This is a genomic window from Streptomyces sp. NPDC046203, assembly GCF_040646255.1.
In the GTDB taxonomy this organism is placed as follows: Bacteria; Actinomycetota; Actinomycetes; order Streptomycetales; family Streptomycetaceae; genus Streptomyces.
The window spans coordinates 102543-120896 of the sequence record NZ_JBEYZX010000003.1 but is presented as its reverse complement, the minus strand read 5'-3'; the positions used below and the strand labels follow the sequence as shown (position 1 = coordinate 120896).

Annotated in this window: 15 protein-coding genes; 13 read left to right on the top strand and 2 right to left on the bottom strand. The window is 72.0% G+C overall.

Features of this window, described 5'->3' with window-relative positions; translation table 11 throughout:
• The first annotated feature begins 95 nt into the window (after positions 1-95).
• The 7 genes from rsmD (at position 96) to mutM (ending at position 5448) form a co-directional block, all read left to right on the top strand.
• Positions 96-677: a 16S rRNA (guanine(966)-N(2))-methyltransferase RsmD gene (rsmD, locus tag ABZ990_RS03810; protein ID WP_361224740.1), complete on the top strand. Its 582-nt coding sequence runs from the start codon at positions 96-98 to the stop codon at positions 675-677.
• A gap of 26 nt (positions 678-703) precedes the next feature.
• Positions 704-1183 carry a pantetheine-phosphate adenylyltransferase gene (gene coaD, locus ABZ990_RS03805; RefSeq protein WP_361225086.1) on the top strand — a complete coding sequence of 160 codons (480 nt, stop codon included), beginning with the start codon at positions 704-706 and terminating at the stop codon, positions 1181-1183.
• Between the two features lie 108 nt (positions 1184-1291).
• The gene (locus ABZ990_RS03800; protein WP_361224737.1) at positions 1292-2443 is read left to right on the top strand and encodes an ATP synthase F0 subunit B; all 1152 of its coding nucleotides are present in this window, start codon (positions 1292-1294) and stop codon (positions 2441-2443) included.
• A gap of 171 nt (positions 2444-2614) precedes the next feature.
• Positions 2615-3220 (top strand): DUF177 domain-containing protein, encoded by a 606-nt coding sequence (locus tag ABZ990_RS03795; protein WP_361224734.1) that lies wholly within the window; start codon positions 2615-2617, stop codon positions 3218-3220.
• A gap of 2 nt (positions 3221-3222) precedes the next feature.
• Positions 3223-3396: a 50S ribosomal protein L32 gene (gene rpmF / locus ABZ990_RS03790; RefSeq protein WP_030195083.1), complete on the top strand. Its 174-nt coding sequence runs from the start codon at positions 3223-3225 to the stop codon at positions 3394-3396.
• Between the two features lie 19 nt (positions 3397-3415).
• Positions 3416-4228, top strand: coding sequence for a ribonuclease III (gene rnc, locus ABZ990_RS03785; protein ID WP_361224731.1), 813 nt, complete (start codon positions 3416-3418; stop codon positions 4226-4228).
• 350 nt (positions 4229-4578) lie between these two features.
• Entirely contained in the window at positions 4579-5448 is an 870-nt protein-coding gene (mutM, locus tag ABZ990_RS03780; protein WP_361224728.1) for a bifunctional DNA-formamidopyrimidine glycosylase/DNA-(apurinic or apyrimidinic site) lyase, read from the top strand.
• A 95-nt stretch (positions 5449-5543) separates the two neighbouring features.
• Here the strand turns inward: mutM and ABZ990_RS03775 are convergent, their stop codons facing one another.
• Positions 5544-6539 (bottom strand): CAP domain-containing protein, encoded by a 996-nt coding sequence (locus tag ABZ990_RS03775; RefSeq protein WP_361224725.1) that lies wholly within the window; start codon positions 6537-6539, stop codon positions 5544-5546.
• Positions 6540-6729: 190 nt separating this feature from the next.
• Between ABZ990_RS03775 and ABZ990_RS03770 the strand changes: the two genes are divergently transcribed.
• The 5 genes from ABZ990_RS03770 (at position 6730) to ftsY (ending at position 15339) form a co-directional block, all read left to right on the top strand.
• Positions 6730-7011, top strand: coding sequence for an acylphosphatase (locus tag ABZ990_RS03770; protein WP_361224722.1), 282 nt, complete (start codon positions 6730-6732; stop codon positions 7009-7011).
• A gap of 402 nt (positions 7012-7413) precedes the next feature.
• Complete coding sequence (locus ABZ990_RS03765; RefSeq protein ID WP_361224719.1) at positions 7414-7632, top strand: hypothetical protein; 219 nt, start codon at positions 7414-7416, stop codon at positions 7630-7632.
• 470 nt (positions 7633-8102) lie between these two features.
• Positions 8103-11726: a chromosome segregation protein SMC gene (gene smc / locus ABZ990_RS03760; protein WP_361224716.1), complete on the top strand. Its 3624-nt coding sequence runs from the start codon at positions 8103-8105 to the stop codon at positions 11724-11726.
• 201 nt (positions 11727-11927) lie between these two features.
• Positions 11928-13361, top strand: coding sequence for a sugar porter family MFS transporter (locus tag ABZ990_RS03755; RefSeq protein WP_361224713.1), 1434 nt, complete (start codon positions 11928-11930; stop codon positions 13359-13361).
• A 733-nt stretch (positions 13362-14094) separates the two neighbouring features.
• Entirely contained in the window at positions 14095-15339 is a 1245-nt protein-coding gene (gene ftsY / locus ABZ990_RS03750) for a signal recognition particle-docking protein FtsY (protein WP_361224710.1), read from the top strand.
• Between the two features lie 95 nt (positions 15340-15434).
• On the opposite strand, the gene ABZ990_RS03745 is transcribed toward ftsY, so the two are convergent.
• Positions 15435-16100, bottom strand: a complete 666-nt coding sequence (locus ABZ990_RS03745; RefSeq protein WP_361224707.1) for a bifunctional DNA primase/polymerase — start codon at positions 16098-16100, stop codon at positions 15435-15437.
• Positions 16101-16533: 433 nt separating this feature from the next.
• On the opposite strand from ABZ990_RS03745, the gene ABZ990_RS03740 reads away from it, so the two are divergent.
• The gene (locus ABZ990_RS03740; RefSeq protein ID WP_361224704.1) at positions 16534-18003 is read left to right on the top strand and encodes a hypothetical protein; all 1470 of its coding nucleotides are present in this window, start codon (positions 16534-16536) and stop codon (positions 18001-18003) included.
• The last annotated feature ends 351 nt before the right edge of the window (positions 18004-18354 follow it).

The following is an 18354-nucleotide window of genomic DNA, read 5'->3' as shown; positions in this document are numbered from 1 at the left end:
ACCGCCCGAGGTTTCGGGCGGTGCGGACGGCGCGCGGACCGCGCGCGAGGCGCACAGCCCGATGGCAGACAGACCCCGAAGAACGAGGACCTCAGATGACCCGCGTGATCGCCGGCAGCGCCGGCGGACGACGGCTCGCCGTGCCGCCCGGCACCGGCACCCGGCCCACCTCCGACCGCGCGCGCGAGGGCCTCTTCTCCACCTGGGAGTCCTTCCACGGCCTCGACGGCGCCCGCGTCGCCGACCTGTACGCGGGCTCCGGCGCCGTCGGACTGGAGGCCCTCTCCCGGGGCGCGTCCCACGCCCTGCTCGTCGAGGCCGACCCGCGCGCCGCCCGCACCGTAGCCGAGAACATCCGCTCCCTCGGCCTGCCCGGCGCCGAACTGCGCACCGGCAAGGCCGAGCAGATCGTCACCGGACCGGCCCCGGCCGAGCCGTACGACCTGGTCTTCCTCGACCCGCCGTACGCGGTCACGGACGAAGCGCTGCGCGAGATCCTGGTCACACTCCGTTCCGGGGGCTGGATCGCGGAAGACGCGCTCGTCACCGTGGAGCGCAGCACCCGGGGCGGGGAGTTCGGCTGGCCGGACGGCTTCGTAGCACTGCGGGCCCGTCGTTACGGCGAGGGAACGTTTTGGTACGGTCGCGCCGCCTCCCCGTGCGAAGACGCACGATGACCGGATTGAAGAGCGAGGAATCCACGTTGCGCCGCGCCGTATGTCCGGGGTCCTTCGACCCCATCACCAACGGACACCTCGACATCATCGCCCGCGCCTCCAAGCTGTACGACGTGGTGCACGTCGCGGTGATGATCAACCAGTCGAAGCAGGGCCTGTTCACGGTCGACGAGCGGATCGAACTGATCCGTGAGGTCACCGCGGACCTCGGCAACGTCGTCGTGGAGTCCTTCCACGGCCTGCTCGTCGACTTCTGCAAGCAGCGCGACATCCCCGCCATCGTGAAGGGGCTGCGGGCCGTCAGCGACTTCGACTACGAGCTCCAGATGGCGCAGATGAACAACGGGCTCTCCGGCGTCGAGACCCTGTTCGTGCCCACCAACCCCACCTACAGCTTCCTGTCGTCCTCCCTGGTCAAGGAGGTCGCGGCCTGGGGCGGCGACGTCTCCCACCTGGTGCCCCCGGCGGTCCTCGGCCGGCTCGCCGAGCGCCTGCGGGAGCGCTGACCGAAGACCACCGGGCCCCCGCTCCCGCACCCGGTGCGGGGCACCTTCCGGCGGGGCTTACAGTCGGACCGTCCGTCTCCAATCAGCTGTAGAGAATGGCGAGTCCCGGTGGACGTGCAGAAGAAGCTCGACGACATCGTCGCGACGGTCCGAAACGCCCGCTCCATGCCCATGTCGGCATCGTGCGTGGTCAACCGGGGCGATCTGCTGGCGCTGCTCGAAGAGGTCCGCGAGGCCCTGCCGGGCTCCCTCGCCCAGGCGCGGGAAGTGCTCGGCGGGCGCGAGCAGGTGGTCGAGGACGCCCGCCGCGAGGCCGAGCGGATCATCGAGGCCGCCCACGCCGAGCGCGGTTCGATCGTCTCCGACTCCCAGGTCGCCCGGCAGTCCCAGGACGAGGCCGACCGGATCCTCGACGACGCCCGCCGCGAGGCCGAGGAGGTCCGCGCCGAGGCCGACGACTACGTCGACTCCAAGCTGGCCAACTTCGAGGTCGTCCTCAACAAGACCATCGCCGCCGTCGACCGGGGCCGCGAGAAGCTGCTCGGCCGCGGACCCGGGCTCGACGCGGACGGTTACGCCGACGCGGACGCCCCCGAGTACAGCGCCGACCCGCAGACCTTGATCCAGCGCGCCGACGGCTACGTGGACGCCAAGCTGGGCGCCTTCGAGGCCGTGCTGTCCACCACCCTGGCGGCCGTCGGCCGGGGCCGCCAGAAGCTCCAGGGCCGGATCGCCAGCGACGACCTCGGCGAGCACATGGCCGCCCAGGACGCGGCCGGTAACCCGCTGCACACCAGCGACGCCGACTACCTGGCCGGTCTCGCGGAGCTGGCCACCCCCGAGCCCGCCCGGATCCCGGCGCAGCAGGCCGTCCCGCAGAACCGGCCCGACCCGTACGGGTACCCGCCGGAGATGCCCGCGCAGGACCCGTACGGGTACCAGCAGGATCCCTACGGGTACCAGCCGCAGCAGGGCGACCCGTACGCGTACCAGCAGACCGCCGACCCGTACGGGTACCAGCCGCAGGCCACCGACCCGCAGGGCGCGCACGGCCAGGGCCAGGGCCAGGGCCAGGGCCAGGGCCAGGGCCAGGGCCAGGGTCAGGGCGAGGGGGCCGGGCACGGACAGCACGGACAGCAGGGGCAGCCGGCCGGGGGCTCGCTCGACGAGACCAGCTTCTTCGACACGAGCATGATCGACTTGGAGCAGCTGCGCCGTTACGAGCAGGGTTACGACCAAGGTCACGACCAGGGTCGCTGACCCGGATTGGGCCCTGAGCGAAGCGTCCAGTATTCTGGCTGTTCGGTCGCGCGTATTCCGCGATCCGTGCTGCCCACGTCTGGCAGCGCGTCTGGCAGTCCCCTTCACGTTTGTGAATGATCCGAAAGCAGGAAGACCCTGAGCACGCGCCTCGACCACCGCAATCCCCTCGTGTTCGACACACACGAGCTGGGGCGGCGTCCTGGCGCCATGCTGCGGGTGTCCCGCACGATCGAAGCCCCCAGTGATCTGGGTGTCGAAGGGGTCATCGGAGTGCCCGAGGGCGCGCCGGTGGAAATCGAGCTCCGTCTCGAGTCGGTCATGGAAGGGGTGCTTGTCACAGGCACCGCCCGTGCGACCGCCGAGGGGGAGTGCGTAAGGTGTCTGGAGCCCGTCGAGTTCGACCTCGACGCGGACTTCCAGGAAATGTTCTCGTACCCCGACTCCGACGACCGGGGCCGCTCCAAGGCGGCCGCGGACGACGAAGCCGAGGAAGACGAGGACATGATCCCCCTCGAGGACGGCCTGTTCGACCTCGAACCCGTGCTGCGCGATGCGGCGGTGCTCGCACTGCCGATGCAGCCGGTGTGCCAGGAGGACTGTGCGGGTCTGTGCTCCGAATGTGGAGCCGACCTGAACGAGAACCCGGGCCACCACCACGACGTCGCCGACATTCGCTGGGCGGCGCTGCAGGGACTCGCCGGTTCGCTGGGAACCGATGAGAAGGACAACATGAGCGACGCCGCATCCGGTGTCGACGAGAAGCAGGAGAAGTAGCCGTGGCTGTTCCGAAGCGGAAGATGTCGCGCAGCAACACGCGCCACCGCCGGTCGCAGTGGAAGGCTGCGGTCACCCCCCTGGTTTCGTGCGAGCGTTGCCAGGAGCCGAAGCAGCAGCACATCGCGTGCCCGAGCTGCGGCACCTACAACAAGCGCCAGGTCCTCTCGGTCTGAGAGGCTGGTGAGAGGCACGATGTCTGACCACGTCAACTCAGCCTCGTCCCACACGCTTCTGGAAGGGCGGCTCGGGTATCAGCTCGAGTCCGCCCTTCTGGTGCGTGCGCTCACCCACCGCTCGTACGCCTACGAGAACGGCGGTCTGCCCACCAACGAGCGTCTGGAGTTCCTCGGGGACTCCGTGCTCGGCCTGGTGGTCACGGACACGCTGTACCGGGGCCACCCCGATCTCCCGGAAGGCCAGCTGGCCAAGCTCCGGGCCGCGGTGGTCAACTCGCGGGCACTGGCGGAGGTGAGCCGCGGCCTCGACCTCGGCTCCTTCATCCGGCTCGGCCGGGGCGAAGAGGGCACGGGCGGCCGGGACAAGGCGTCCATTCTCGCCGACACGCTCGAAGCGGTGATCGGCGCGGTCTATCTCGACCAGGGTCTCGACGCGGCGTCCGAGCTGGTGCACCGGCTCTTCGACCCGCTGATCGAGAAGTCCTCGAACCTCGGTGCCGGCCTGGACTGGAAGACCAGTCTCCAGGAACTCACCGCGGCCGAGGGTCTGGGGGTTCCGGAGTACCTCGTCACCGAGGAGGGTCCGGACCACGAGAAGATCTTCACGGCTGCCGCCCGCGTCGGTGGTGTCTCGTACGGCACCGGCACCGGCCGCAGCAAGAAGGAAGCGGAGCAGCAGGCGGCGGAATCCGCCTGGCGCGCGATTCGCGCGGCCGCGGACGAGCGCGAGGCGGCGGCCAAGACCGCCGCCGAGTCGACCGCGACCGGCACGAGCGACGCGGGAGAGGCCGCCGACACCTCTTCCCCGAAGGGCCGGGCCTCCGCCTGACCCGTCGTTTCCTTCCTCACCCCGTATGAGGCGATGCCCCCGCTCCTGGCTCCGGCCGGGGCGGGGGCATCGTCGTGTGTGGGGGTGCGGGGGTGCGGGGGGTGTGGGGGTCCGGTGCCCAGTTCTCGGGTTCTTCGGGATCCGGCCGGGGTGTCCGGGGGCGGCGGTAGGCTGCGAGCAGTACGTGCGAGCAGTACGTACGCGTGCGTGAAGCGCGCGGTGCGCATCGCCTGCGGCGTGGCGTACGGCGACGCCGGGGCGCCGGGGGCGCGGGCCGCAGACGCGAGTGCCCTGCGCGCCACCCCCTCCCACGTACCGCAGACGCATCCAGACGAGCCAGAGGAGTCCCGTTGCCCGAGCTGCCCGAGGTCGAGGTCGTCCGGCGCGGACTGGAACGCTGGGTCGCCGGCCGTACCGTCGCCGACGTGGAGGTCCTGCACCCGAGGGCCGTCCGGCGCCACCTCGCGGGCGGGACCGACTTCGCGGCCCGGCTCCGGGGAGAGCGCTTCGGCGTGGCCCACCGGCGCGGCAAGTACCTGTGGCTGCCGCTCGCCTCCGGCGACGCCTCCGTGCTCGGACACCTGGGCATGAGCGGTCAGCTCCTGGTCCAGCCCGAGGACGCGGCGGACGAGAAGCACCTGCGGATACGCGTACGGTTCGACGACTCCGCCGGCACCGAGCTGCGCTTCGTCGACCAGCGCACCTTCGGCGGACTCTCGCTCCACGACACCGCCCCGGACAGCGAGGACGGCCTCCCCGACGTCATCGCCCACATCGCGCGCGACCCGCTCGACCCGGAGTTCGACGACGAGGCCTTCCAGCGCGCCCTGCGCCTGCGCCGTACGACGGTCAAGCGGGCCCTGCTCGACCAGTCCCTGATCAGCGGCGTCGGCAACATCTACGCCGACGAGGCGCTGTGGCGCAGCAAGCTCCACTACGACCGGGCGACCGCGACGATGACCCGCCCGCGCTCGGCGGAACTCCTCGGCCACGTCCGGGACGTCATGAACGCGGCGCTCGCCGCCGGCGGCACCAGCTTCGACGCCCTGTACGTCAATGTGAACGGGGAGTCCGGCTACTTCGACCGCTCGCTCGACGCGTACGGGCGGGAGGGCGAGCCCTGCCACCGCTGCGGTACGCCGATGCGCCGCCGCCCGTGGATGAACCGGTCCAGCTACTACTGCCCGCGCTGCCAGCGCCCGCCGCGCACCGGAGCCTGACGGGGGCTGCCGGCCCCTGACGTACGCGAAGGACCCCGTCACCCGGGTGGGTGGCGGGGTCCTTCGCGTACGTCACGCGTGACGTCGTGAAGTCCTCAGACTCCGAAGTCCTGGGTCCACCAGGGGCCGGCCGAACCGAAGTGCACGCCGACGCCCAGCGAGGTGTACATACAGTTCAGGATGTTCGCGCGGTGACCGTCGCTGGCCATCCAGGACGCCATCACGGCGGCGGCGTCCACCTGGCCGCGGGCGATGTTCTCGGCGCCGAGGCCCGTGACACCGGCCTTCGCGGCGCGGGCCCACGGGGTGGCGCCGTCGGGGTCGGTGTGGTCGAAGAAGTTACGGGCCGCCATGTCGGCGCTGAGCGCACCGGCCAGCGAGGCGAGGTCCGCGTCCGCGCGGACGGCGGAGCAGCCCACCTTGGCCCGTTCGAGGTTCACCAGCCGGATCACCTCGGCCTCGGCGGCCGCCTCGCGGGCGGCGAGCGGACGCGCGGCGGCGGCAGCGGTCGGCGCGGGTGTGGGCGTAGGCGTCGGGGTGGGCGTCGGGACCGGGGCGGGGGTCTGGGGCGCGGGCTTCTCGGCGGGCTCCGGCGGTGCGGGAGCGACCGGGACGGGCACCGGCTTCGGGGCCTCGGGCTTCGCGGGCGCCACCGGGGCGGCGGTCTGCGGGGGCTTCGGCGTGGCGGGCTTCGGCGCCTCGGACACCGGGGCCTCAGGCGACGGCGCGGCCTTCGAGGGGGAGGGCTTCGCCGGAGCGGCGGGCTTCGCGGGCGCGCTGGGCTGCGACGCCGGGGGAGTGGGGGAAGCGTCCCCCGATCCGCTCGCGACCGGAGCGCCGGTGCGCTGACCCGTCGGGCTCTCCGCGTTCGCGGAGGCGCCGCCCTGCGTCGTCAGCCGTGGGGCCTGCGCGGCCTGTCCGGCCTGCGCCGCCTGACGCCCGTCCGCACTCGTACTGCCGAACGTGAACACCTCACCGCCGGGCACCAGCCCCGTGGCGACGGCGATCGCGCCGGCCACGACCGCCACGGAGACACCGAGCAGCCCGGTCCGCACCGGTGCGCCGCGTCGTATGCCGCGATGGCGTCCCATCCGTTCAGCCTCCCTGACTGGACTGCGCTCTCCGCCGGCCTTCGCCGCCGATCTTTGCTTCTGTGGATCCGCTCAAGCCGGTCGAAGGGGGACACGGCCGAACGGGTGAGCCCCGTTCCGTCGGGACTGTACGCCATGACATGAGGGGGCTGACGTGCTCGTTCCGTGATCCGCCCGCTAGCGTGCAGCCATGGATGACGAGGTGCGGATGACCGCATGGGTGCGCGGCCGGGTACAGGGAGTGGGCTTCCGTTGGTTCACCAGGGCAAACGCACTGGAGATCGGCGGGCTTGTCGGCTTCGCCCTGAACCTGGACGACGGCCGGGTCCAGATCGTGGCCGAGGGCTCGCGTGAGAATTGCCACCGCCTGCTCGACTGGCTGCGATCCGGCGACACGCCCGGCCGGGTCGACGGCGTCACTGAGATCTGGGCCACGCCGCGCGGCATCTACGAGACCTTCGCGATCCGCTGAGAACCCCTCCCGATCATGCGGAAACGCGCCGCCCGCACCCCCCGAACGGCCTCGGGCGCCCCGATGACGGTGTGTGACGCAGAGTGAGAACATCCAGGTGATTGCCGAGGCGGGGTTGCCGTGCCCCGCCGTACGGGTAAGGATGATCTACACGCCCCCCGGGCACCGAGAAGCGAGGCACCGCCGTGATCGCCACGGCCGCGAGCCCCCCGGTGGTCCCTTGGTCCCGGGCGTGATCGTGTTGACCGTCAAACTTTTTGGTGAGACGCTGAAAGCCCCGCGCACCTTAGCTGTTCGACCGTGAGAACCGGCACCACAACAGCACGGCCGAGCACCGCGGGTGCGAATCCCTCACGACCCACACCGCTTCGGTCGGTCACTCAGTGTGGAGGACCATCCATCATGGCAAAGGCGCTTCTCGGTTACGTCGGCGGTTCCGACCCGCGACTCCTCGCCGAGATGCGACGGCTTCAGCAGCGTGTCCAGGACCTCGAGTCCGAGCTGGTTCGGATCCAGTCCGAAAACGACACGCTGTCCGCTGCCGTCGCCCAGCACCAGGGAGACTCGCTGCTGGACAGCATCGAACTCGACGTCACCAAGGCCGAGCCCGCGCTCACCTGAGGTGTCCCAGCCCCACAGGGCCGGATGAGGAACACCCTCCCCCGCCGGCTCACGGTACGACTGGACTCGCGTCACCGCGCACAGCCGCACACCCAAGGGGCGCCCCGGCGTCCCTTCTCGCTTGTGCCCCGCTCACGCGGACCGCGCCCGGCTTCGGCCCGGCTTCGGTACGCGGCCTCGTGAACCGCTCCTGGTTCCCGTACGCATCGGCATGCCACGCCGTTGCCGTACGCGGGTCCCGTACGCCGATTCTGGTTCTGTACGCCGATTCTGTACGGGGCTCTCGTACGCCCCGGCTCACCGCTTCCGTACCCCCGCCGCGGCCCCCTGCCCCGGACCCTCGCCCCGGACCCCCGTCCGTCCGGCGGGCGGACCGAGGGCGGACCGCCAGGGTCGCCACAGTCCTTGGGGGAGGGTGTGCCCTGGGCGTTCCCGGGTGAAACCCGGGACCACGGGTAAAGTCCGCAGACGTGCACCTCAAGGCCCTGACGCTCCGCGGATTCAAGTCGTTCGCCTCCGCCACCACCCTGCGATTCGAACCCGGGATCACCTGCGTCGTCGGGCCCAACGGCTCCGGCAAGTCCAACGTCGTCGACGCCCTGTCCTGGGTCATGGGAGAACAGGGCGCCAAGTCGCTGCGCGGCGGCAAGATGGAGGACGTCATCTTCGCCGGCACCACCGGGCGCCCCCCGCTCGGCCGCGCCGAGGTCTCCCTGACCATCGACAACTCCGACGGCGCGCTGCCCATCGACTACGCCGAAGTGACCCTCACCCGGATCATGTTCCGCGGCGGCAGCAGCGAATACCAGATCAACGGCGACACCTGCCGGCTGCTCGACATCCAGGACCTGCTCTCCGACTCCGGCATCGGCCGCGAGATGCACGTCATCGTCGGCCAAGGACAGCTCGACTCCGTCCTGCACGCCGACCCCATGGGCCGCCGCGCCTTCATCGAGGAAGCCGCCGGCGTCCTCAAACACCGCAAGCGCAAAGAGAAGGCGCTGCGGAAACTCGACGCGATGCGCGCCAACCTCGCCCGCGTCCAGGACCTCGCCGACGAACTCCGCCGCCAGCTCAAGCCCCTCGGCCGGCAGGCCGCCGTCGCCCGCCGCGCCGCCGTCATCCAGGCCGACCTCCGCGACGCCCGGCTGCGGCTGCTCGCCGACGACCTCGTCCACCTCCAGCGGGCCCTCGCCGCGGAGATCGCCGACGAGACCGCCCTGCTCGCCCGCAAGGAGACCGCCGAGGCCGCCCTGAAGGCGGCCCTCGCCCGCGAGGCCGAACTGGAGGACGCCACCCGCCGCCTCGCGCCCCGCCTCCAGCGCGCCCAGCAGACCTGGTACGAGCTGTCGCAGCTCGCCGAACGCGCCCGAGGCACCGTCTCCCTCGCCGACGCCCGCGTCACCAGCGCCACCGCCGAACCCCCCGAGGAACGGCGCGGACGCGACCCCGAGGACCTCGAACGCGAAGCCGCCCGCGTCCGCGAACAGGAAGCCGAACTCGAAGCCGCCCTGGAGGCCGCCGCCCGCGCCCTCGACGACACCGTCGCCCACCGCGCCGAACTCGAACAGGCCCTCGCCGCCGAGGAACGCCGCCTCAAGGACCGGGCCCGCGCCCTCGCCGACCGCCGTGAAGGACTCGCCCGGCTGCACGGCCAGGTCGCCGCCGCCCGCTCGCGCGCCGGCTCCGCCCAGGCCGAGATCGACCGGCTCGCCGACGCCCGCGACGAGGCACGGGAGCGAGCGGCGCATGCCCAGGAGGAGTACGAGCAGCTGAAGGCCGAGGTCGACGGGCTCGACGCCGGGGGCACGGAACTCGGCGAGCGCCACGAGACCGCCCGCCGTGCCCTCGCCGACGCCGAGACCGCGCTCACCGCCGCCCGCGAACACGCCGCCGACACCGACCGGGCCCGCGCCGCCACCCGCGCCCGCCACGACGCCCTCGCCCTCGGCCTGCGCCGCAAGGACGGCACGGACACCCTCCTCACCGCCGGACTCGCCGGCCTGCTCGGCCCGGCCGCCGGCCTCCTCACCGTGACCCCCGGCCACGAGATCCCGCTCGCCGCCGCCCTCGGCGCCGCCGCCGACGCGCTCGCCGTCACCGACCCGGCCACCGCCGCCGACGCCCTGCGCCTGCTCCGCAAACAGGACGCGGGCCGGGCCGCCCTGCTCCTGGCCTCCCCGGATCCGGGTGCGGGTGCGGGTGCCGGTTTCGATCTCGTGGAGGGCTCCACGGAGCCGCTCGCCATCGGTTCCGTCGCCGTGCTGCCCGCCGCCGGACTCGTCACCGGGCCCGCCGCGCTCCTGAGCGCCGTACGGGCACTGCTCCGCGACGTCGTCGTAGTAGACGACCTCGACCAAGCCGTCACCGTGGTGCGGGCCCGCCCCGCGCTGACCGCCGTCACGGCCGAGGGCGACCTGCTCGGCGCCCACCTCGCCCAGGGCGGCTCCGCCGGAGCGCCCAGCCTCCTCGAAGTCCAGGCATCTGTGGACGAGGCCGCCGCCGAACTCGCCGCACTCGACGTCCGGTGCGCCGAATCGGCCGCCGCCCACGAGGCCGCGACCGAACGCCGACACGAAGCGGCCCGCCTCCTGGACGAACTGACCGAACAGCGCCGCGCCGCCGACCACGAGAAGTCCGCCGTCGCCCAGCAGCTCGGCCGGCTCGCCGGACAGGCCCGCGGCGCCGCCGGCGAAGCCGAGCGGACCACCGCGGCCGCCGCCCGCGCCGAAGAAGCCCTCGAACGCGCGCTCGCCGACGCCGAAGAACTCGCCGAACGGCTCCTCACGGCCGAGGAGACCCCCGCCGAGGACGAACCCGACACCTCCGTACGCGATCGGCTCGCCATCGACGGCTCCAACGCGCGCCAGACCGAAATGGAGGCCCGCCTCCAGGTCCGTACCCACGAGGAACGCGTCAAGGGCCTGGCCGGCCGCGCCGACTCCCTCGACCGCGCCGCCCGCACCGAACGCGACGCCCGCACCCGCGCCGAGCAACGCCGCGCCCGGCTGCGCCACGAGGCCGATGTGGCCCGCGCCGTCGCCTCCGGCGCCCGCCAGCTGCTCGCCCACATCGAGGTGTCCGTCACCCGCGCCGAGCGGGAACGCACCCTCGCCGACGCCGCGAAGGCCGTCCGGGAGAAGGAACTCGCCGACGCCCGGGGCCGCGGCCGTGACCTCAAGACCGAACTCGACAAACTCACCGACTCGGTGCACCGCGGCGAGGTCCTCGGCGCCGAGAAACGACTGCGGATCGAACAACTGGAGACCCGCGCCCTGGAGGAACTGGGCGTCGAAGCCGCCGTCCTGGTCGAGGAGTACGGCCCCGACCAGCCCGTACCGGCGTCGCCGGGTGACGGGGACGGGGACGGGGTGCTGGAGGGAGGGGCTGACACTTCGGGCGACGACCGTGGGCAGGGGTCGGAGCCCGGTCGTACGCGTCCCTTCGTCCGTACGGAGCAGGAGAAGCGCCTCAAAGCCGCCGAACGGGCGTATCAGCAACTCGGCAAGGTGAATCCGCTCGCCCTGGAAGAGTTCGCCGCCCTGGAGGAACGCCACAAGTTCCTCTCCGAGCAGCTGGACGACCTCAAGAAGACCCGGACCGACCTCCTCCAGGTCGTCAAGGAAGTCGACCAGCGCGTCGAACAGGTCTTCACCGAGGCGTTCCGCGACACCGCCCGCGAGTTCGAAGGCGTGTTCTCCCGGCTCTTCCCCGGCGGCGAGGGCCGCCTCCTGCTCACCGACCCGGACGACATGCTCGCCACCGGCATCGAGGTCGAGGCCCGCCCGCCCGGCAAGAAGGTCAAGCGGCTGTCCCTGCTCTCCGGCGGCGAACGCTCGCTGACCGCCGTCGCCCTGCTCGTCGCCATCTTCAAGGCCCGGCCCAGCCCCTTCTACGTCATGGACGAGGTCGAGGCGGCCCTGGACGACACCAACCTCCAGCGGCTGATCCGCATCATGCGGGAACTCCAGGAGTCCTCCCAGCTCATCGTGATCACCCATCAGAAGCGGACGATGGAGGTCGCCGACGCGCTGTACGGCGTGTCGATGCAGGGCGACGGCGTCTCGAAGGTCATCAGCCAGCGGCTGCGCTGAGGGGCGGCGGGGCGACGGGCGGCTGCGTAGAGGGGCGGCTGCGTAGAGGGGCGGCTGCGCTGAGGGCCGGCGGGACGGTGGTACGGGCGGGGCGGTGGGCGGCCTTCAAGTGGTGGGGGACGGCAAGTTGTGCGCCACTGGAAGGACTCGCACCGACCCCACCGCACCGGCCACGCCGCCGCCGGAGCTCCGAGGAGACCCGTGACCAGCACCGCCGAGGCCCCGCCTCCGCCGCCCCCCGAAGGACGGTCGGCCCACCCCGACCACATCGGACACGTCATCTTCATCACGGCCTCCGCGGCCATGGGCGGCTTCCTCTTCGGCTACGACAGCTCCGTCATCAACGGCGCCGTCGAAGCCATCCGCGACCGCTACAACATCGGCGCCGCCACCCTCGCCCAGGTCATCGCCATCGCCCTGATCGGCTGCGCCATCGGCGCCGCCACCGCCGGCCGGATCGCCGACCGCATCGGCCGCATCCGCTGTATGCGCATCGCCGCCGGACTCTTCACCATCAGCGCCGTCGGATCCGCGCTCCCCTTCGCCCTCTACGACCTCGCCTTCTGGCGGATCGTCGGCGGCTTCGCCATCGGCATGGCCTCCGTCATCGGCCCCGCCTACATCGCCGAGGTCGCCCCCGCCGCCTACCGAGGCCGCCTCGGCTCCTTCCAGCAGGCCGCCATCGTCATCGGCATCGCCATCTCCCAGCTCGTCAACTACGGCATCCTCCAGCTCGCCAACGGCCAGCAGCGCGGCAAGATCGGCGGCCTCGAAGCCTGGCAGTGGATGCTCGGTGTGATGGTCGTACCGGCCCTGCTCTACGGGATGCTCTCCTTCGCCATCCCCGAGTCCCCCCGCTACCTCATCGCCTCCGGCCGCATCGACAAGGCCAAGAAGGTGCTCTCCGAAGTCGAAGGCCACGGCGTCGACCTCGACCACCGCGTCGCCGAGATCGACCGGGCCATGCGCAGCGAACACAAATCCACCTTCCGAGACCTGCGCCCCGCCGGCAGCCGCTTCAACCTCCTGCCCATCGTCTGGGTCGGCATCGGCCTGTCCGTCTTCCAGCAGCTCGTCGGCATCAACGTCGCCTTCTACTACTCCGCCACCCTCTGGCAGTCCGTCGGCATCGACCCGACCAGCTCGTTCTTCTACTCGTTCACCACATCGATCATCAACATCATCGGCACCGCCATCGCCATGGTTCTGGTCGACCGCGTCGGTCGCCGCCCCCTCGCCCTCGTCGGCTCCACCGGCATGGCCATCGCCCTCGGATTCGTCGCCTGGGCCTTCTCCGCCGAACTCGTCCACGGCAAACTCCCCAGCCCCCAAGGCGCGGTCGCCCTCATCGCCGCCCACGTCTTCGTGTTCTTCTTCGCCCTCTCCTGGGGCGTCGTCGTCTGGGTCTTCCTCGGCGAGATGTTCCCCAACCGCATCCGCGCCGCTGCCCTCGGCGTCGCCGCCTCCGCCCAATGGATCGCCAACTGGGCCATCACCGCGAGCTTCCCGTCCCTCGCCCAGTGGAACCTGTCCGCCACCTACATCATCTACGCGTGCTTCGCGGTGCTCTCGATCCCGTTCGTGCTCCTCTTCGTGAAGGAGACCAAGGGGAAGACGCTGGAGGAGATGGGCTGAGGGGGTTCTTGTACGTCGATCGAGGCGGTGAGCGGGGGCGGGCCTGCGGGTGAGTGTGGCGGTTGGGGCTGGGCCCGTGGGGGAGGGTGGCGGCTGGTGCCTGGCCTGCACGTAAGCGAGGCGGTTGGGGCTGGGCCCGTGGGTGAGGGCGGGGGCAGGTGTGCGGCCCGCACGTAAGCGCGGCGGCGGGGGTGAAGCCCGCAGGTAAGCGTGGTGGCTGGGGCGAAGCCCGCACGTAAGCGCGACGGCTTGGGCTGGGCCCGCACGGGTACGAGACGGCAGGTGTGCGGCCCGCACGTGAGCGCGGCGGCAAGCCTGGGCGCATGTTGTTTGCTTCACGTTGGCCTTTTTTGTGCCTCGGTTCGCCTCCGGGGTGCTGGAGTCGGACTCACAGCACCGATCGTGCTCGGCCCACTCGTTCCTCGCGGGCCTGTGCGCGTTCGGCACTGTTCCCCCGACGCACCCCTTCGGCTCACTCGGCCATAGGGCGGCCCGGTAGTTCTGGCCTCGTCAGGTGCACGGCCCGCACTCACAGGGGGCAGAGGCCCGCACGTGGGCGTGACGGCACGGTGGGCCCGTACTCACAGTGCCCCCGGAGTAGGCCCGCAATCAGGCACGGCGCCGGGTGCCCGGCCCGCACTCACGGGGGCAGGGGCAGCCAGTGTCGGTCAGGGGCCGCGCCCCCCGTGGACCCCCGCATAGGGCGTCGAATGTCACGCATACTGGACGGACCATGGAACTCATCCTTGCTGTAGTCATCGCTGTCGTCGTCGCGGTAGCCGTGACCGGCGGGCTCGTGATCAGCGGTCGCAAGAAGAAGCAGCTGCCGCCGGCCGAGCCGCCGTCCACCGCGCCGACCATCACCGCGCCCCCCGCAGAGCCGCACGTCGGCGACGAGGCGGAGGCGCCGCGGGACGAATCACGCCGCACCGTCGAAGAAGTCGGCCTCCCGACGGCGGAAGCCGAAGCGGCGCCCGTCACCGAAGAGCCCGAGCCCGAGCCGGCGCCCGAGCCGGAGGCTCCCGCCGCGCCCGCCATCGAGGTGCCCGAGCCGACCGCCGGCCGCCTCGTACGGCTCCGCGCGCGACTCGCCCGCTCCCAGAACTCGCTCGGCAAGGGACTGCTCACGCTGCTGTCCCGCGAACACCTCGACGAGGACACCTGGGAGGAGATCGAGGAGACCCTCCTCACCGCCGACGTCGGCGTCGCGCCCACCCAGGAACTCGTCGACCGCCTCCGCGAGCGCGTCAAGGTGCTCGGCACCCGCACCCCCGACGAGCTGCGCGGCCTGCTGCGCGAAGAGCTCGTCGCCCTGCTCGGCCCCGAGCTCGACCGCACGGTCAAGACCGAGAGCCCCGAAGACGTCCCCGGCGTCGTCATGGTCGTCGGCGTCAACGGCACCGGCAAGACCACCACCACCGGCAAGCTCGCCCGCGTCCTCGTCGCCGACGGCAAGTCCGTCGTCCTCGGCGCCGCCGACACCTTCCGCGCCGCCGCCGCCGACCAGCTCCAGACCTGGGGCGAGCGCGTCGGTGCCCGCACCGTCCGCGGCCCCGAGGGCGGCGACCCGGCCTCGATCGCGTACGACGCCGTCAAGGAAGGCATCGCGGAGAAGGCCGACGTCGTCCTCATCGACACCGCCGGCCGGCTGCACACCAAGACCGGCCTCATGGACGAGCTGGGCAAGGTCAAGCGAGTCGTCGAGAAGCACGGCCCGCTCGACGAGATCCTGCTCGTCCTCGACGCCACCACCGGCCAGAACGGTCTGATCCAGGCCCGCGTCTTCGCCGAGGTCGTCGACATCACCGGCATCGTCCTCACCAAGCTCGACGGCACCGCCAAGGGCGGCATCGTCATCGCCGTCCAGCGCGAGCTGGGCGTCCCGGTGAAGCTCATCGGACTCGGCGAGGGCCCGGACGACCTGGCGCCGTTCGAGCCGGGCGCGTTCGTCGACGCGCTCATCGGCGACGCTTCCTGAACCACACGTAGAGACACGCAGAGACATATGGGTGAGGCCCCGCCGATGGCGGGGCCTCACCCATATGTCTCTGCGGACCAGCGCCAAGCGCCGTGTCAGCGGGTGGCGCGGCCCGTGCGGTGGCAGATGTACGCCAGCGTGCCGAGCAGTAACCGGGCCTCGGGCGGAGCGCCCGCCGTGTCCAGGGTCGGCGGACGCAGCCAGCGCACCGGACCAAGCCCGCCCAGATCCGACGGCGGAGCGGTGACATGGGCACCGGGACCCAGACAGTGCAGATCGAGATCCGCGTCGTCCCAGCCCATCCGGTACAGCAGCCGGGGCAGCCCCGCCGCCGCGCCCGGCGCCACGAAGAACCGCGCCCGGCCGGTCGGCGTCACACACACCGGCCCCAGCGGCAGCCCCATCCGCTCCAGCCGGATCAGCGCCCGCCGGCCCGCCGTCTCGGCCACGTCGAGCACGTCGAAGGCCCGGCCCACCGGCAGCAGCATCGCCGCCCCCGGATGACGCGACCAGATCCCGGCCGCCTCGTCGAGACCCGCGCCCGCCGGAACCGGCTCGGCGAAGGAGAGCGGATGTGCCCCCGGGGCCGTACAGCCGGGATCCCCGCACGAGCAGTGCCCGGCCAGATCCGCCCGCGCCCCCGGGACCACGTCCCAGCCCCACAGTCCGGTGTACTCGGCCACCGCAGTGCACTCCGTGGTGCGTACGCGGCGACGTGAGCCGGACCGCATCTCACGAATGCCGCCGATCGTGAAACCCATGCCCCCTCCAACGGGTCGGACGTGCCGGTGGTTACGGACCGGATGTCCGCTGTCACGTCATGCCACGCCCTGTTACGAGATGGTCGAGGCGCGCCGGTGCGATACGGGTGGTGCGGAGCCGGGCGCGCGCCTCCGGGCGCTGCGATGCGCCTCTCCGGTCCGTCGCATGTCAAGTGAATCGCGTCCGGCGCGCGGCGCGTTCCATCGAAGGGGTGGCGAATGGTGGCGTTTCGCTAAGCGCCATGTCCGAGGGGGTGATCGTAGGATTACCTTCGGTACGCGAACCCCCGGGCCATCGACCACGAGCGACCGCCCGCCCGCGCTAATCCTGCTTCTGTTCGAAGGAGGGCAAACGCCGGACGGGGCCCGGAAGACAAGGCATCCTGGCAGGGGATCCGAGCGTGACGGCAGGCGGGCAGATGGGGGCGTTCCAGTGAACGGCAACGGCGCGGACGGTACGACTGCCGGCAAGCGCCCGAACGAGAGACTCGGCTCCTGGTTCGTGCGCAGCGGCTGGTCCAAGGGCGAGCTGGCACGCCAGGTGAACCGCCGGGCGCGTCAGATGGGCGCCCACCACATCTCCACCGACACCTCCCGCGTACGCCGCTGGCTCGACGGCGAACAGCCCCGCGAACCCATCCCGCGGATCCTGTCCGAACTGCTCTCCGAACGCTTCGGCTCCGTCGTCGCCGTCGAGGACCTCGGCCTGCGCACCGCCCACCAGACCCCGTCCGTCTCCGGCGTCGACCTGCCCTGGGCCGGCCCCCAGACCGTCTCCCTGCTCAGCGAGTTCTCCCGCAGCGACCTCATGCTCGCCCGCCGAGGCTTCCTCGGCTCCTCGCTCCAGATCGCCGCCGGGCCCTCCCTCGTCGAACCCATGCAGCGCTGGCTGGTCCCCACCCCGCCCGGCGAGATCCCGGCCGCCCCCGCCGAGGAACGGCGCGGCCACCGCCTGTCCGCGTCCGAACTCGACCTGCTGGAATCCACCACGGCGATGTTCCGCCAGTGGGACGCCCAGTGCGGCGGCGGACTGCGCCGCAAGGCCGTCGTCGGCCAGCTCCACGAGGTCACCGACCTCCTCCAGGAACCCCAGCGCCCCGAGCTCACCGAACGCCTCTTCCGCTGCGCCGCCGAACTCGCCGAACTCGCCGGCTGGATGAGCTACGACATCGGACTCCAGCCCACCGCCCAGAAGTACTTCGTGCTCGCCCTGCACGCCGCCAAGGAAGCCGGCGACAAGCCCCTCGGCTCGTACATCCTCTCCTCGATGAGCCGGCAGATGATCCACCTCGGCCGGCCCGACGACGCCCTCGAACTCATCCACCTCGCCCAGTACGGCAGCCGCGACTGCGCCACCCCGCGCACCCAGTCCATGCTGTACGCGATGGAGGCCCGCGCCTACGCCAACATGGGCCAGCCCGCCAAGTGCCGCCGCGCCGTGCGGATGGCCGAGGACACCTTCGCCGACGCCGGACTCGACGGCGAGCCCGACCCCGACTGGATCCGCTTCTTCTCCGAGGCCGAACTCAACGGCGAGAACTCCCACTCCTACCGCGACCTCGCCTATGTCGCCGGACGCTCCCCGACGTACGCCTCGCTCGCCGAACCCGTCATGGAACGAGCCGTCGAACTCTTCGGGAAGGACCCCGAACGCCAGCGGTCCTACGCCCTCAACCTCGTCGGCATGGCGACCGTCCACCTCCTCAAGCGCGAGCCCGAACAGTCCGCCGTCTTCGCCGAACAGGCCCTCGGCATCGCCCGCAAGGTCCGCTCCGAGCGGCTCAACAACCGGCTGCGCAAGACCGTCGACACCGCGGCCCGCGACTTCGGGCACGTCGCCGAGGTCGTCCGGCTCACCGACCGGCTCACCTCCCTCCTCCCCGAGGCGGCGGAAGCCGTCTGAGACCGCGGCGCCCCGCGCCGCCCTCCCCGCAGACACCGGCCGCGCCGGCCGTCCCGTAAGCCCGACTCGGCTCCCCCGCCGCACAGGACACACGGACGACCGACGCGGCCGGCCCATGGGCGGGGTCCCTTGGCGGGGTGGTGGGGGAGGCCGCGCGGAGTGCGCGATCCGGGCATATGACAGGCCGCACGCCCCCGATCCGGGCATATGCCCGGCCGTTCACGGTCGCGTAACACACCCGCCACCCCCGTCACCGCCGCGAAACACCGCACGGCACCGCCGGAAACCGGCCCGCGTCACGCTCGGGCGCAGTACCGCCACCGCCCTTGGCGACCCCGCCCCGCCCGTACG

Bases quoted from the DNA above. Each gene is read 5' to 3' on its own strand.
- rsmD (WP_361224740.1), top strand. From the start codon at position 96: ATGACCCGCGTGATCGCCGGCAGCGCCGGCGGACGACGGCTCGCCGTG.
- rnc (WP_361224731.1), top strand. From the start codon at position 3,416: ATGTCTGACCACGTCAACTCAGCCTCGTCCCACACGCTTCTGGAAGGG.
- ABZ990_RS03775 (WP_361224725.1), bottom strand. From the start codon at position 6,539: ATGGGACGCCATCGCGGCATACGACGCGGCGCACCGGTGCGGACCGGG.
- ABZ990_RS03770 (WP_361224722.1), top strand. From the start codon at position 6,730: ATGGATGACGAGGTGCGGATGACCGCATGGGTGCGCGGCCGGGTACAG.
- ABZ990_RS03765 (WP_361224719.1), top strand. From the start codon at position 7,414: ATGGCAAAGGCGCTTCTCGGTTACGTCGGCGGTTCCGACCCGCGACTC.
- ftsY (WP_361224710.1), top strand. From the start codon at position 14,095: ATGGAACTCATCCTTGCTGTAGTCATCGCTGTCGTCGTCGCGGTAGCC.
- ABZ990_RS03745 (WP_361224707.1), bottom strand. From the start codon at position 16,100: ATGGGTTTCACGATCGGCGGCATTCGTGAGATGCGGTCCGGCTCACGT.